Source organism: Streptomyces murinus, from assembly GCF_002154555.1.
Classification (GTDB): Bacteria; Actinomycetota; Actinomycetes; order Streptomycetales; family Streptomycetaceae; genus Streptomyces; species Streptomyces murinus.
The window spans coordinates 1-13,928 of the sequence record NZ_MUNF01000164.1 but is presented as its reverse complement, the minus strand read 5'-3'; the positions used below and the strand labels follow the sequence as shown (position 1 = coordinate 13,928).

The 13,928-nt window shown below is 70.2% G+C and carries 12 protein-coding genes; 9 read left to right on the top strand and 3 right to left on the bottom strand.

Annotated features, from left to right (window positions below; genetic code table 11):
• A partial coding sequence (locus tag CCN72_RS12355) for a DUF4190 domain-containing protein (protein ID WP_143664088.1) occupies positions 1-415 on the top strand: 415 nt, incomplete at its 5' end.
• 338 nt (positions 416-753) lie between these two features.
• Here the strand turns inward: CCN72_RS12355 and CCN72_RS12350 are convergent.
• The gene (locus CCN72_RS12350; protein ID WP_086807567.1) at positions 754-1,311 is read right to left on the bottom strand and encodes an NADAR family protein; all 558 of its coding nucleotides are present in this window, start codon (positions 1,309-1,311) and stop codon (positions 754-756) included.
• Between the two features lie 209 nt (positions 1,312-1,520).
• On the opposite strand from CCN72_RS12350, the gene CCN72_RS12345 reads away from it, so the two are divergent.
• The 8 genes from CCN72_RS12345 to CCN72_RS12310 all read left to right on the top strand — a co-directional run bounded on the left by CCN72_RS12345 (position 1,521) and on the right by CCN72_RS12310 (position 11,301).
• Positions 1,521-3,056 carry a gamma-aminobutyraldehyde dehydrogenase gene (locus CCN72_RS12345; protein WP_086807566.1) on the top strand — a complete coding sequence of 512 codons (1,536 nt, stop codon included), beginning with the start codon at positions 1,521-1,523 and terminating at the stop codon, positions 3,054-3,056.
• A 106-nt stretch (positions 3,057-3,162) separates the two neighbouring features.
• Positions 3,163-4,410, top strand: a complete 1,248-nt coding sequence (locus tag CCN72_RS12340; RefSeq protein WP_085566796.1) for an ABC transporter substrate-binding protein — start codon at positions 3,163-3,165, stop codon at positions 4,408-4,410.
• Positions 4,411-4,418: 8 nt separating this feature from the next.
• Positions 4,419-5,564, top strand: coding sequence for an ABC transporter ATP-binding protein (locus CCN72_RS12335; RefSeq protein ID WP_086807569.1), 1,146 nt, complete (start codon positions 4,419-4,421; stop codon positions 5,562-5,564).
• Positions 5,564-6,493 carry an ABC transporter permease gene (locus tag CCN72_RS12330; protein WP_086807565.1) on the top strand — a complete coding sequence of 310 codons (930 nt, stop codon included), beginning with the start codon at positions 5,564-5,566 and terminating at the stop codon, positions 6,491-6,493. Before CCN72_RS12335 ends, CCN72_RS12330 begins: the two co-directional genes overlap by 1 nt.
• A complete protein-coding gene (locus CCN72_RS12325; RefSeq protein WP_037654488.1) occupies positions 6,494-7,294 on the top strand; it encodes an ABC transporter permease in 801 nt (266 codons plus the stop codon).
• 84 nt (positions 7,295-7,378) lie between these two features.
• Positions 7,379-8,809 carry an NAD(P)/FAD-dependent oxidoreductase gene (locus CCN72_RS12320; protein ID WP_086807564.1) on the top strand — a complete coding sequence of 477 codons (1,431 nt, stop codon included), beginning with the start codon at positions 7,379-7,381 and terminating at the stop codon, positions 8,807-8,809.
• Between the two features lie 124 nt (positions 8,810-8,933).
• The gene (locus tag CCN72_RS12315) at positions 8,934-9,392 is read left to right on the top strand and encodes a hypothetical protein (protein WP_085566800.1); all 459 of its coding nucleotides are present in this window, start codon (positions 8,934-8,936) and stop codon (positions 9,390-9,392) included.
• An 85-nt stretch (positions 9,393-9,477) separates the two neighbouring features.
• Positions 9,478-11,301, top strand: coding sequence for a chitinase (locus tag CCN72_RS12310; protein WP_086807563.1), 1,824 nt, complete (start codon positions 9,478-9,480; stop codon positions 11,299-11,301).
• On the opposite strand, the gene CCN72_RS12305 is transcribed toward CCN72_RS12310, so the two are convergent.
• Together CCN72_RS12305 and gabT are read right to left on the bottom strand one after the other, a co-directional pair.
• Positions 11,240-11,920, bottom strand: a complete 681-nt coding sequence (locus CCN72_RS12305) for a phosphatase PAP2 family protein (RefSeq protein ID WP_244174206.1) — start codon at positions 11,918-11,920, stop codon at positions 11,240-11,242. The genes CCN72_RS12310 and CCN72_RS12305 overlap by 62 nt on opposite strands.
• A gap of 481 nt (positions 11,921-12,401) precedes the next feature.
• Positions 12,402-13,736 (bottom strand): 4-aminobutyrate--2-oxoglutarate transaminase, encoded by a 1,335-nt coding sequence (gene gabT / locus CCN72_RS12300; protein WP_086807562.1) that lies wholly within the window; start codon positions 13,734-13,736, stop codon positions 12,402-12,404.
• Positions 13,737-13,928 lie beyond the last annotated feature (192 nt).

Here is a 13,928-nt window from a genome sequence, read left to right as displayed (position 1 = left end):
GCCGCCCGCGGGCGGCTACGGCTACCCCGGCTACCCGGCCGGCGGCGGCTACGGCTGGACCGGTATGCCGATGACCCCGCAGAACGGCATGGGCACCGCGGCGATGGTGCTCGGCATCCTCTCGATCTGCCTGTTCTGCCTGTACGGCGTCGCCTCCGTGATCCTGGGCATCCTCGCGGTGGTCTTCGGCGTCAAGGGACGGCGCCGGGCCGAGCGCGGCGAGGCGACCAACCACGGCCAGGCCCAGGCCGGTCTGATCATGGGCGTCATCGGGATCATCGTCGGCGTGGCCGTGATCGTGCTCCTCGCGATCGGCATCACCGCGGCGATCAACGAGGACCACTCCAGCTCCGATCCGTACTACGGCTCCCTGCACTCCGTCTCGGCGCCGGTGGCGGTGGCGGCGCGGGGCTGACCGCTCCGACCTCTGCCCGCCGAACCGCACGACCCGGTCCGGCGGGCATCGTCGTATCCAGCCTGCTGCCGCACCCAGCCCCCGGCCGCCTGCCGCGCCCGGCCTCCTGCCGCACCCGGCCCCCGGCAGCCCCCGGCCGCCTGCCGGACCCAGCCGCCTGCCGGACCCAGCCGCCTGCCGGGTCCAGACTCCGGCCGTGCTCAGCCACTTGCCGGACCCAGCCGCCCGCCGGGCCCAGACTCCGGCCGTGCTCAGCCACTTGCCGGACCCCGCCACCTGCCGGACCCCGCCGCCTGTCGTGTTCAGCCCCCGTCGTACAAAGGCCTGACCCCGCCGATCTAGCCCGCGGCCAGCTCCGCCCGTGCCGCCATCAGTGCGAAGCCCAGCAGATTCAGCCCCCGCCAGCGCTCCGGGTCCTGGGCGGCCTCGTCGTCCGCCGTCAGACCGATGCCCCACACCCGGTCCACCGGGCTCGCCTCGACCAGCACCCGCTCGCCCGTGTTCAGCAGGAACGCGCGCAGCGCGGGATCGGCGGCGAACTTGTGCACGCTGCCCTCGACCACGATCCGGAACCGCTCCTGCTCCCATATCGCCTCGTCGAAGCCGCGCACCAGCCGGCCCGCCTTCTTGGCCTGGGCCGGATGCGCCGCCGCGAGGACATGGCGCTCCGCCTCCGCGTCATCGAACAGCCGGGCCTTCGCGGCCATCATCCAGTGCTCCGCCGTCGCGTACCGCCTGCCGTCGACCACGAAGGGTGACGGCCACCACTGGCTCAGACAGCTCGCGCCGAGGGTGCCGTCCGGCCGGGGGCGGTGGCCCCAGAAGTGCAGATATTTGATCCGGGACCCCGCCCGGACCTCGCTGACCAGGGCCTCCAGCCCAGTGATCCTCCCCATGCACGCGAGTCTGACACGCACCACTGACACTCCGTCCGGCTTTTCCTCGCCCGACTCGACACCTGGTCGACAGATTCCGTCGCGTAACCAAAAGGCAACAACGGAATCACTTGTTGGAGGCTTATAGCTCTGTCAGGATCGGCACTCAAATCGAGCTGGAGCTACGCCACCCACCCCCGGGACGGGGGCGATCGGCGGAGGAGAGCGACATGCACAACCCGGGCACCGCCAGCCAGGAACGATTTCCCGCAGCGGACCGTTTCGCGGAAGGCGCTCAGTTCATCGCCGGCCGTCTGACCAAGGGCACCTCGGGGCGCCGCCACGCCGTGGTCGACCCGGCCACCGGCGACGAGGTGTACACCTACGACCTGGCCGGCACCGACGACGTCGACGCGGCCGTCGCCGCCGCGCGCGAGGCCTTCCCTGGCTGGTCCTCGGCCACCCCCGGTGAGCGCTCGGACGCCCTGCACCGCTTCGCCGCCGTGCTCGCCGACCGCGCCGAGGACTTCGCCCGCGCGGAGTCGCTCCAGTGCGGCAAGCCGCTCAAGCTCAGCCGCGAGTTCGACGTTCCCGGGACCGTCGACAACACCGCCTTCTTCGCGGGCGCCGCCCGGCACCTCCAGGGGCAGTCCGCCGGTGAGTACTCCGGCGACCACACGTCGTACGTCCGGCGCGAGCCGATCGGTGTCGTCGGGTCCATCGCGCCCTGGAACTACCCGCTCCAGATGGCCGCCTGGAAGGTGCTCCCGGCGATCGCCGCGGGCAACACCATCGTGCTCAAGCCCGCCGAGCTGACCCCCCTGACCTCGCTGCTCTTCGCCCAGGCCGCCACCGCCGCGGGCCTCCCGGACGGCGTGATCAACATCGTCACCGGCACCGGCAGGGAGGCCGGTGAGCACCTGGTCGGGCACCCCGATGTCGCCATGACCTCCTTCACCGGCTCCACCGGCGTCGGCAAGCGCGTCGCCGAGGTCGCCACCGCCACCGTCAAGCGGCTCCACCTGGAGCTGGGCGGCAAGGCACCGTTCGTCGTGTTCGACGACGCCGACCTGGACGCCGCCGTCAACGGGGCCGTGGCCGGCGCGCTCATCAACACCGGCCAGGACTGCACCGCCGCCACCCGCGCCTATGTCCAGCGGCCGCTGTACGAGGCGTTCGTGGAGCGCACCGCCGCCCTGATGGAGACCGTGCGGCTCGGCGACCCGTTCGCCCCCGGCACCGACCTCGGGCCGCTCATCTCGCACGCCCAGCGCGACCGCGTCGCCGGCTTCGTGGAGCGCGCCCGCGCCTACGCCCGCGTGGTCACCGGCGGCGAGGCCCCCGGCGGCGACCTGGCCAAGGGCGCCTACTACCGGCCCACCCTCATCGCCGATGCCGCCCAGGACAGCGAGATCGTCCAGTCCGAGATCTTCGGACCCGTACTGGTCGTCCTGCCCTTCGACACCGACGACGAGGGCATCCGGCTCGCCAACGACACCCCGTACGGCCTCGCCGCCTCCGCCTGGAGCGGCAGCGTCTACCGGGCCAACCGTGCCACCCGCGACATCAAGGCGGGCTGTGTGTGGATCAACGATCACATCCCGATCATCAGCGAGATGCCGCACGGAGGCTACAAGGCCTCGGGCTTCGGCAAGGACATGTCGATGTATTCCTTCGAGGAGTACACGCAGGTCAAGCACGTAATGTTCGACAACACGGCGGTGGCCCGCAAGGACTGGCACCGCACGATCTTCGGGGACCGGTAGAGCGACCCCTCGGCCGCGGGACCCCCGCCCGCGGTCCGCTCCGCCGGGAACGACGCCCGTCCCCTCCACCGGGCACCCCCTCCCCTCCCGAAAGGCCACCACGCGCATGGAGAGTTACGAGCCCGACCGCCTGACACCGGTCGAAAAGGCCGCCGTACGCCGGAGTTTCCGCAGCGGCAGGGCCGCGCTGACCCGCCGTTCGCTGCTGCGCGCCTCCGCCGGTGGCGCACTCGCGATCGGCGGACTCGGGACGCTGAGCGCCTGCGGCATACCCGCCGCGACCAAGAACCAGGGCGGTGTGTCCGCCGACGACCACTCGGCCACCGAGAAGGTCGTCAACTTCTCCAACTGGCCCGAGTACATCGACGTGGACGACTCGGGCAAGCACCACCCCACCCTCGACGCGTTCGCCAAGCGGACCGGCATCCAGGTCAAGTACACCGAGGACATCAACGACAACGACGAGTTCTTCGGCAAGATCCAGCCGGAGCTCGCCGCGGGCCAGGACACCGGCCGCGACCTGATCGTCCTCACCGACTGGCTGGCCGCCCGTATGATCCGGCTCGGCTACGTCCAGAAGCTGGACGCGGCCAATCTGCCGCACGCCTTCGCCAACCTCTCGGACCAGTTCCGCGACCCCGACTGGGACCCGGGCCGCGCCTACTCCTACCCCTGGCAGGGCATCTCCACCGTCATCGCCTTCAACAAGAAGGCCCTGGACGGCGTCGAGGTGAAGTCGGTCTCCGACCTCCTGGACAACCCCAAGCTCAAAGGCCGCGTCAGCTTCCTGACCGAGATGCGCGACACCATCGGCATGACCCTGCTGGACCTCGGCAAGGACCCGGCGAAGGTCACCGCCGACGACTACGACGCGGCCATCGCCCGCCTCCAGAAGGCCGTCGACAAGGGCCAGATCCGCCGCTTCACCGGCAACGACTACACCTCCGACCTGGCCAAGGGCGACATCGCCGCCTGCGTCGCCTGGGGCGGCGACATCGTCCAGCTCCAGGCCGACAACCCGGACGTCGGCTACCTCATCCCGGACAGCGGCTACATGACGTCGACCGACAACCTGTTGGTCCCCAACAAGGCGCGCCACAAGACGAACGCCGAGCGGCTCATCGACTACTACTTCGAGCCCGAGCCGGCCGCCGAACTCGCCGCCTACGTCAACTACGTGAGCCCGGTCGAGGGAGTCGTTCCCTACCTCGCCAAAATCGACAAGTCGGCCGCGAGCAACCCGCTGATCGTGCCCGACAAGGCCATGCAGGCGAAGTCCCACCCCTTCCGCGCCCTGACGCAGAAGGAAGAGACCGCCTACCAGCAGAAGTTCTCCAAGCTCACAGGGGCGTGACGACCACGATGACGACAGACAACAGCGGCGACGTCCGCCTCTCCGGTATCGGCAAGACCTACGGCGCCTTCACCGCCGTACACCCGCTGGACCTCACCGTGCCCCAGGGCTCCTTCTTCGCCCTGCTCGGCGCCTCCGGCTGCGGCAAGACCACCACCCTGCGCATGATCGCGGGCCTGGAGGAGCCGACCAGCGGCACCGTGCACCTCGGCGACCAGAACGTCACCCATCTGCCGCCGTACAAGAGGCCCGTGAACACGGTCTTCCAGTCCTACGCCCTCTTCCCGCACCTCGACATCTTCGAGAACGTCGCCTTCGGTCTGCGCCGGCGCGGCGTCAAGAGCGTCAAGAAACAGGTCGAGGACATGCTGGACCTGGTCCAGCTCGGCGAGCAGGCGCGCAAGAAGCCGCACCAGCTCTCCGGCGGCCAGCAGCAGCGCGTCGCGGTCGCCCGCGCGCTGATCAACCACCCCAAGGTGCTGCTCCTCGACGAGCCGCTCGGCGCCCTCGACCTCAAGCTGCGCCGCCAGATGCAGCTGGAGCTCAAGCGCATCCAGACCGAGGTCGGCATCACCTTCATCCATGTCACCCACGACCAGGAGGAGGCCATGACCATGGCCGACACGGTCGCGGTGATGAACGGCGGCCGCGTCGAACAGCTCGGCGCCCCCACCGACCTGTACGAGAACCCGCGGACCACCTTCGTCGCCAACTTCCTCGGCACCTCCAACCTGATCGAGGCCGAGGTCGACACCAGGAGCGGCGAGGACATCGTGCTCAAGGCCGCCGGCGACAAGCTGGTGCTGCCCGCCGCCCGATGTAGCGCCCCCGCCCCGGCCGGCGGCAAGGTGCTGGTCGGCATCCGCCCCGAGAAGATCGCGCTCGCCCACGCCGACGACGCGGGCGGCATCCCCGAGGGCCGCAACCGCCTCACCGGCAAGATCGCCGACGCCAGCTTCATCGGCGTCTCCACGCAGTACGTCATCGACAGCCCGGCCTGCGCCGAACTCTCGGTCTACGTCCAGAACGTCGAGCGGGACGTCCGGCTGGTCCCCGGCGCGGACGTCGTCCTGCACTGGAGCCCCGCCCACACCTTCGGCCTCGACGCGGCCCAGGCCATCGACGCGGGCACCGGGGAAGAGGTCGCCGCCTGATGTCGACACTCACCGAGGCGCCCCCGCCGCTCGCCCCCGCCGAACCGACGGCGAAGCCCCCGCGCAAGCGCGGCCGGTTCACCCCGTACTGGCTGCTGCTGCCCGGCATCCTGTGGCTGGTCGTCTTCTTCGCGCTGCCACTGATCTACCAGGCCTCCACGTCCGTGCAGACGGGCTCCCTGGAGGAGGGCTACAAGGTCACCTGGCACTTCGCGACCTACTGGAACGCCTTCTCCGAGTACTGGCCCCAGTTCCTGCGGTCCATCTTCTACGCCGCCGGCGCCACCGTGCTGTGCCTGCTGCTCGGTTACCCGCTGGCCTACCTGATCGCCTTCCGCGCGGGCCGCTGGCGCAACCTGATCATGATCCTGGTGATCGCGCCGTTCTTCACCAGCTTCCTGATCCGCACCCTGGCCTGGAAGACGATCCTCGCCGACAACGGCCCGGTCGTGCACGCGCTCAACTCGCTGCACATCCTGGACCTCACCAACTTCCTCGGCTGGACGGCAGGCGACCGGGTGCTGGCCACCCCGCTCGCGGTGGTGTGCGGACTGACGTACAACTTCCTGCCGTTCATGATCCTGCCGCTGTACACCTCGCTGGAGCGGATCGACGGACGGCTGCACGAGGCGGCCGGCGATCTGTACGCCAGGCCGTCGACCACCTTCCGCAAGGTGACCTTCCCGCTGTCGATGCCGGGCGTGGTCTCCGGCACGCTGCTGACCTTCATCCCGGCGGCCGGTGACTACGTCAACTCCGAACTCCTCGGCTCCACCGACACCCGCATGATCGGCAACGTGATCCAGACGCAGTTCCTGCGCATCCTGGACTATCCGACGGCGGCGGCCCTCTCCTTCATCCTCATGGCCGCGATCCTGGCCATGGTGACGATCTACATCCGCCGGTCCGGGACGGAGGACCTGGTCTAAATGCCCGTCGTCAACTGGCTCAAGCGCCATCTCGTCGTCATCGCGGGACTCTTCACCCTCGCGTATCTGCTGCTGCCCAATGTCATCGTCACGGTGTTCTCCTTCAACAAACCGAAGGGGCGCTTCAACTACCAGTGGCAGCAGTTCTCCCTGGACGCCTGGAAGCAGCCGTGCGGCGTCGCCGACATGTGCAACTCGCTGTCCATCAGCCTCCAGATCGCCGTCTGGGCGACGCTGGGCGCCACCGTCCTCGGCACGATGATCTCCTTCGCGCTGGTCCGCTACCGCTTCCGCGCCCGCGGCGCCATCAACTCGCTGATCTTCCTGCCGATGGCGATGCCCGAGGTCGTCATGGCCGCCTCGCTGCTCACCCTGTTCCTCAACATGGGCGCCCAGCTGGGCTTCTGGACGATCCTGATCGCCCACATCATGTTCTGTCTGAGCTTCGTCGTCACCGCCGTCAAGGCACGCGTGATGTCGATGGACCCGCGCCTGGAAGAGGCCGCCCGGGACCTGTACGCCGGGCCCGTGCAGACCTTCCTGCGGGTCACCCTGCCCATCGCGGCACCCGGAATCGCCGCGGGCGCGCTGCTGTCCTTCGCGCTCTCCTTCGACGATTTCATCATCACCAATTTCAACGCAGGATCGACCGTCACCTTCCCCATGTTCGTCTGGGGCTCGGCACAGCGCGGAACGCCCGTTCAGATCAATGTGATCGGCACGGCGATGTTCCTTCTCGCGGTGCTGCTGGTGCTCGTGTCGATGCTGATCAACAATCGCCGTAACAGTCAAAAGGCGTAAGCCGAACAAGCGCACAGCGGAAAATCGCACAGCGAAGATCCGCACCGCCGAAAAGCGCGAAAAGCTCTGTAGGGAGTTGAAATCATGGCCCCAAGCGCCATGAGTCGTGGCCAAGACAACTGGATCTCCGCTCTCTCCGAAGCCCAGCCGGTCCCGTACTGGCTGGAAGACCCCGGCAAGCCGGCGCCCGAGCCCGCCCTCACCGGCTCCGAGACCTGCGATCTGCTGGTCGTCGGCGGCGGCTACAGCGGACTGTGGACCGCGCTCATCGCCAAGGAGCGCGACCCGCAGCGGGACGTGGTCCTGCTGGAAGGCCGCGAGGTGGGCTGGGCCGCCTCCGGCCGCAACGGCGGCTTCTGCGCCGCCTCCCTCACCCACGGCCTGTCCAACGGGCTGACCCGCTGGCCCGAGGAGATCCACAAGCTGGAGGAGCTGGGCCGGCGCAACCTCGACGAGATCGAGGCGGCCGTCGCCCGGCACGGCATCGACTGCGAGTTCGAGCGCACCGGCGAGATCGACGTGGCCACCGAGACCTATCAGGCCGCCGAGCTGCGCGACTGGCACAGGGAACTCCAGGAGCGGGGCCTGGCGGACGGCATCGACTTCCTGGACGAGGCCGCCCTGCGCGCCGAGGTGAACTCCCCGACCTTCAAGGCGGGCCTGTGGGACCGCCGGGGCGTCGCCATGCTGCACCCCGCGAAGCTCGCCTGGGGCCTGAAGCAGGCGTGCGTCCGGCTCGGGGTACGGGTGTACGAGCACACGCCCGCGCTCACCCTGAAGCAGTACGGCGCCGGGATGGCGGTCCGCACCCCGTACGGCGCCGTCCGCGCCCGCAAGGTCGCGCTCGGCACCAACATCTTCCCGAGCCTGCTGCGCCGGGTGCGCTCGTACACCGTCCCGGTCTACGACTACGCGCTGATGACCGAGCCGCTGAGCGCGGAGCAGCTCGCGGAGATCGGCTGGCAGGGCAGGCAGGGACTCGGCGACAGCGCCAACCAGTTCCACTACTTCCGGCTGTCCGCCGACAACCGGATCCTGTGGGGCGGTTACGACGCCGTCCACCACTACGGCGGCCGGGTCCGGGCGGAGTACGACGACCGCCCCGAGACCTACGCCAAGCTCGCCGGGCACTTCTTCACCTGCTTCCCGCAGCTGGAGGGCACCCGCTTCACCCACGCCTGGGGCGGCGCGATCGACACCTGCTCCCGCTTCTCGGCGTTCTTCGGCACCGCCCACCAGGACAAGGTGGCGTACGCGGCGGGCTTCACCGGCCTCGGCGTCGGCGCGACCCGCTTCGGCGCGGACGTGATGCTCGACCTGCTGGACGGCGAGCGCACCGAGCGCACCGAGCTGGAGATGGTGCGCAAGCGGCCGCTGCCGTTCCCGCCGGAGCCGTTCGCCTGGACCGGTATCGCCCTCACCAAATGGTCGCTGGCCCGCGCGGACGCCCACGGCGGCCGCCGGAACCTGTGGCTGCGCACGATGGACAAGCTGGGCCTGGGCTTCGACAGCTAGTTCGCGTGACCCAGGTCACTCCCGGAGGGTCCCGAAACCCGCGTAATGCTCCGGTACGGCCTCCCTCTCTCCCCCCGAGGCGACGCGCGCGCGTCGCGCACCGAGGAGAGCGGGAGGCCTGTTCATGGGCGGGACGAAGACGGCGGTGGAGTGGCTGGCATCCGTGGCACCGGACCCCCGGGGGTGCCGCCGGGAGTGGGAGCGCAATCCGCACGGGGTCGCGCTGCTGCCCGCGGGCCGGGCCTGGGACGTGCTGATCCTGCCGGCCCATCTGGGCCACCCGACGCTGGACGTGCTGACCCGGATGCTCGGCAGGACCGGCCCGGTGCTCGCCGACTTCGGCGACAACCGGATCGGGTTCTTCGTGGCGCCGGGCACCGCGGAGCGCTGGCTGGGCACCGGGGTGCGCACCGCGGGGAACGGCACCTGGATCGTCGTACCGCATCCGGGCCGGGCGAGCCGCGGGGTGCGCTGGCTGGTGCCGCCGGACGGGTCCGGCACGCTGACCGACGCGGCGCTGCTGGAACTGGCGATGCACGAGGCGGCGGCACGGCTGGCGCTGGGGGCGGGGGAGGACGGGTAGCGCGCGCATGTCTTGACACCAGGATTGGTCTGGACCAAATTGAGTGCCGTTCCACCCTCCAACTCCCCCCTGCCCGGAGGTCTTCGTGGACCGCTCCAGACCCCTGCTCGCCCTCCTCGCGGCCACGGCCCTCGCCGTGCCCGGCCTCACCGCGCTCTCGTCGGCCGCCCGCGCGGCCGACGCGGACGTGCTCACGAACGGCGGCTTCGAGTCCGGCCTCTCCGGCTGGACCTGCTCCGCCTCCTCCGGTACGACCGTCAACTCACCTGTGCACAGCGGAAGTTCGGCGCTGCAAGCCACCCCGGCCGGCAGCGACGACGCCCAGTGCGCCCAGACGGTGAGCGTCCAGCCCAACTCCCAGTACACGCTGGCCGGTTACGTCCGGGGCTCGTACGTCTACCTGGGCGCGAGCGGCACCGGCACCACCGATGTCTCCACCTGGACCCAGTCGGCGCCGGACTGGCAGAAGCTGAGCACCACCTTCACCACCGGGCCCTCGACCACCAAGGTCACGGTGTACACCCACGGTTGGTACGGCACGGGTGCCTATGACGCCGACGACCTCTCGCTCACCGGCCCCGGCGGGGGCGGCGGCACCACCCAACCGCCCGCCGTACCAGCCGGGTTGACCGCCTCCTCCGTCACCTCCTCGTCCGTCGCCCTGTCCTGGTCGGCGGTGAGCGGCGCAACCGGGTACGCGGTCTACCGCGACGGCGTCAAGGTCCAGTCGGCGAGCGGGACTTCGGCCACCGTCACGGGGCTCACCGCCTCGACGGCGTACAGCTTCCAGGTCACGGCGGTCAACGACGCGGGGGAGTCCGCGAAGTCGGCGGCGGTGGTGGTGACCACGAGCACCGGCGGAACGGGCGGCGACCCGGGCGGCGGCTCCGCCGGGCTCCCGGCCCACGCCCTCGTCGGCTACCTCCACGCCAGCTTCGCCAACGGCTCCGGATACACCCGGCTCGCGGACGTCCCCGACAGCTGGGACGTCATCGACCTGGCCTTCGCCGAGCCCACCTCACCGACCTCCGGGGACGTGGAGTTCACCCGCTGCCCGGTCACGGACTGCCCGAACGCCGAGAGCGACGCCGACTTCAAGGCGGCGATCAAGGCCAAGCAGGCGGCCGGCAAGAAGGTGCTGATCTCCATCGGCGGCCAGAACGGCCAGGTCCAGCTGACCACCACGGCGGCCCGGGACGCCTTCGTCTCCTCCGTCGAGAAGATCATCGACACCTACGGCCTCGACGGCCTCGACATCGACTTCGAGGGCCACTCGCTGTCCCTGGACACCAATGACACGGACTTCAAGAACCCCACCACGCCCGTGATCGTCAACCTCATCTCCGCGCTGAAGACCCTGAAGGCAAAGTACGGCGCGAAGTTCGTGCTGACGATGGCCCCGGAGACCTTCTTCGTGCAGAACGGCTACCAGTACTACGGCACCGGCAAGTGGGGCGGCCAGGACCCGCGCTGCGGCGCCTACCTCCCGGTGATCTACGCCCTGCGCGACGACCTCACCCTGCTGCACGTCCAGGACTACAACTCCGGCCCGATCATGGGCCTCGACAACCAGTACCACTCCATGGGCGGCGCCGACTTCCACATCGCCATGACCGACATGCTCCTCACCGGCTTCCCGGTGGCCGGCGACCCGAACAACGTCTTCCCGCCGCTGCGCCCCGACCAGGTCGCGATCGGCATGCCCGCCTCCACCAACGCGGGCAACGGCTACGTCGCCCCGTCCGAGGTCACCAAGACCCTGGACTGCCTGACGAAGAAGACCGACTGCGGGTCGTACACCACCCATGGCACCTGGCCGGATCTGCGCGGCCTGATGACCTGGTCGATCAACTGGGACCGCTACTCGAACTGGGAGTTCCAGAAGACGTTCGACGGCTACTTCGGCTGAACCCCGGCAGCGCCCCGAGCGCGGTCAGCAGGGCCGCGCTCAGGCACCAGCTGCCCACCACGTCCAGCGGCCAGTGGTAGCCGTGCCGGACCAGGCCGTACGAGACGCCCAGGACCAGGACCGCGCAGAGCGCGAGGACGCTGCGGCGGGCTGTGCGGGTGCGGAGCCAGGGCAGCAGCAGGAGGGTCGCGGAGCCGTAGGCCACGGCGGCCGTCGCCGTGTGCCCGGAGGGGAAGTAGCCGGTGGCCGGGGGCACCACGGGGGTCCCCGGCCGGGCGATCCAGTCCTTCAGCGGCACCACGAGCGCCGGGAGCAGCGCCATCAGGACGGCGGCCGCGAGGGGCGGCAGCCACCAGCGGGCGTGCCCGGCGCCGCGCCCGCGCCACAGGGCGTACCCGGCGGCGACGAGCAGGACCGGGACGGCGACCTGGACATCGCCGAGGTCGGAGAGGAACTGCGCGAACCCGTCCGGCTGGACCAGGTCCCGGCTGAGCCGGGCGTCCGCGCGCAGCAGCGGGCCGTGGCCGACGACCTGCCAGGTGATCAGCAGGAAGAGGACGGCGGGGGCCGGGATGCCGAGGAGCAGGGCACGGCGGACGCGGCGGACGGGGTGCGACACGGGGGCCAGCTTGGCAGGCGGGCGCGCGAGGGGTCGTACCGGGGCCGTATTCGTGAGTGCGGCCGGGATGCGTGAGTGCGGCCGGGACGTGAGTACGGCCGGGATACGTGAGTGGGCCCGGAGAAGGAGGTCGGCCGCCCCGGAACAGGGGGGGGTGGTCACGGGGCGGCCGTCCGGACCGGAACGTCGCACGCCCCGGGGGGTTTGGGGCGGCGACCGTCCGATCGGTGAGGAGATCCCGGCGTCAGGCGCCGGTTGTGTGCGCGAAGGCACGACCAGGTCGAAGCTGGGGAGGCCTCGGCCCGAGGTCGCCCACGGTCCCCCGTGGACGGGGTGTATCTCTCATCTGGGTAGAACCTACGGCAGGCCGAGGCGCTTGGGCAGGCGGATTCCCGTCCCGACATGTACCCCGCACACCTTCTTCACACGGCCTGCCGCAGCCGGAAATCCGGAATCCCGGATACGGTCCGGGACCCGGATCTCAGAGACGGGCGAGCGCCTGCTCGACGACGTCCAGACCCTCGTTCAGCAGGTCCTCGCCGATGACCAGCGGGGGCAGGAAGCGCACCACGTTGCCGTAGGTGCCGCAGGTCAGGACCAGCACGCCCTCGGCGTGGCAGGCCTTGGCCAGCGCGGCGGTGGCCTCCGGGTTCGGCTCCTTGGTGGCGCGGTCCTTGACCAGCTCGATGGCGATCATGGCGCCGCGGCCGCGGACCTCGCCGATGACATCGAACTTCTCGGCCATGGCGGCGAGCCGGCCCTTCATGACCTCCTCGATGCGCTTGGCCCTGGCGTTGAGGTCGAGCTCCTTCATGGTCTCGATGGCACCGAGCGCACCGGCGCAGGCGACCGGGTTGCCGCCGTACGTGCCGCCCAGGCCACCGGCGTGCGCCGCGTCCATGATCTCGGCGCGGCCGGTCACCGCGGCGAGCGGCAGACCACCGGCGATGCCCTTGGCCGTGGTGATGAGATCCGGGACGATGCCTTCATCCTCGCAAGCGAACCACTGCCCGGTCCGGCAGAACCCGCTCTGGATCTCATCGGCGACGAAGACGATCCCGTTGTCGGCGGCGAACTGGCGGATCGCGGGCAGGAAGCCCTTGGCCGGCTCGATGAAGCCGCCCTCACCGAGCACCGGCTCGATGATGATCGCGGCCACGTTGTCCGCGCCGACCTGCTTGCTGATCTCGTCGATGGCCTGCTTGGCGGCCTCCGGGCCGGCGTTCTCCGCACCGGTCGGCCAGCGGTAGCCGTAGGCGACCGGCACGCGGTAGACCTCGGGCGCGAACGGGCCGAAGCCGTGCTTGTACGGCATGTTCTTCGCCGTCAGCGCCATGGTCAGGTTGGTGCGCCCGTGGTACCCGTGGTCGAACACGACGACGGCCTGCCGCTTGGTGTACGCACGCGCGATCTTCACGGCGTTCTCGACGGCCTCGGCGCCGGAGTTGAACAGCGCGGACTTCTTGGCGTGGTCACCCGGCGTCAGCTCGGCCAGCGCCTCGGCGACGGCCACGTAGCCCTCGTACGGGGTGACCATGAAACAGGTGTGGGTGAAGTCCGCGAGCTGGGCGGAGGCCCGGCGTACGACGGCCTCGGCGGAGGCGCCGACGCTGGTCACGGCGATACCGGAGCCGAAGTCGATCAGGCTGTTGCCGTCCACGTCCTCGATGACACCGCCGCCGGCGCGCGTGACGAAGACCGGCAGCGTGGAGCCCACGCCCTGGGCGACCACGGCGGTGCGGCGGGCCTGAAGCTCCTGCGACTTCGGGCCGGGGATGGCGGTGACGACGCGGCGCTCCTGCGGAAGTGCGGTCATGCGGGGCTCCTGGGGGTAATACGGACGCTTGCCTTCTTTTCTCGCAGGCTAAGGCGGGTGCGGGGAGGTGGGCATGCTCCATGTGGGCGTTGTGCGCTGCCGCGGTTGTCCGCGGTGGACATAGCGAGCGTACGACCGTCCGGCCCCCGCGGACAACCGCGGCAGCGCACAACGCCCACATGGAGCATGCCC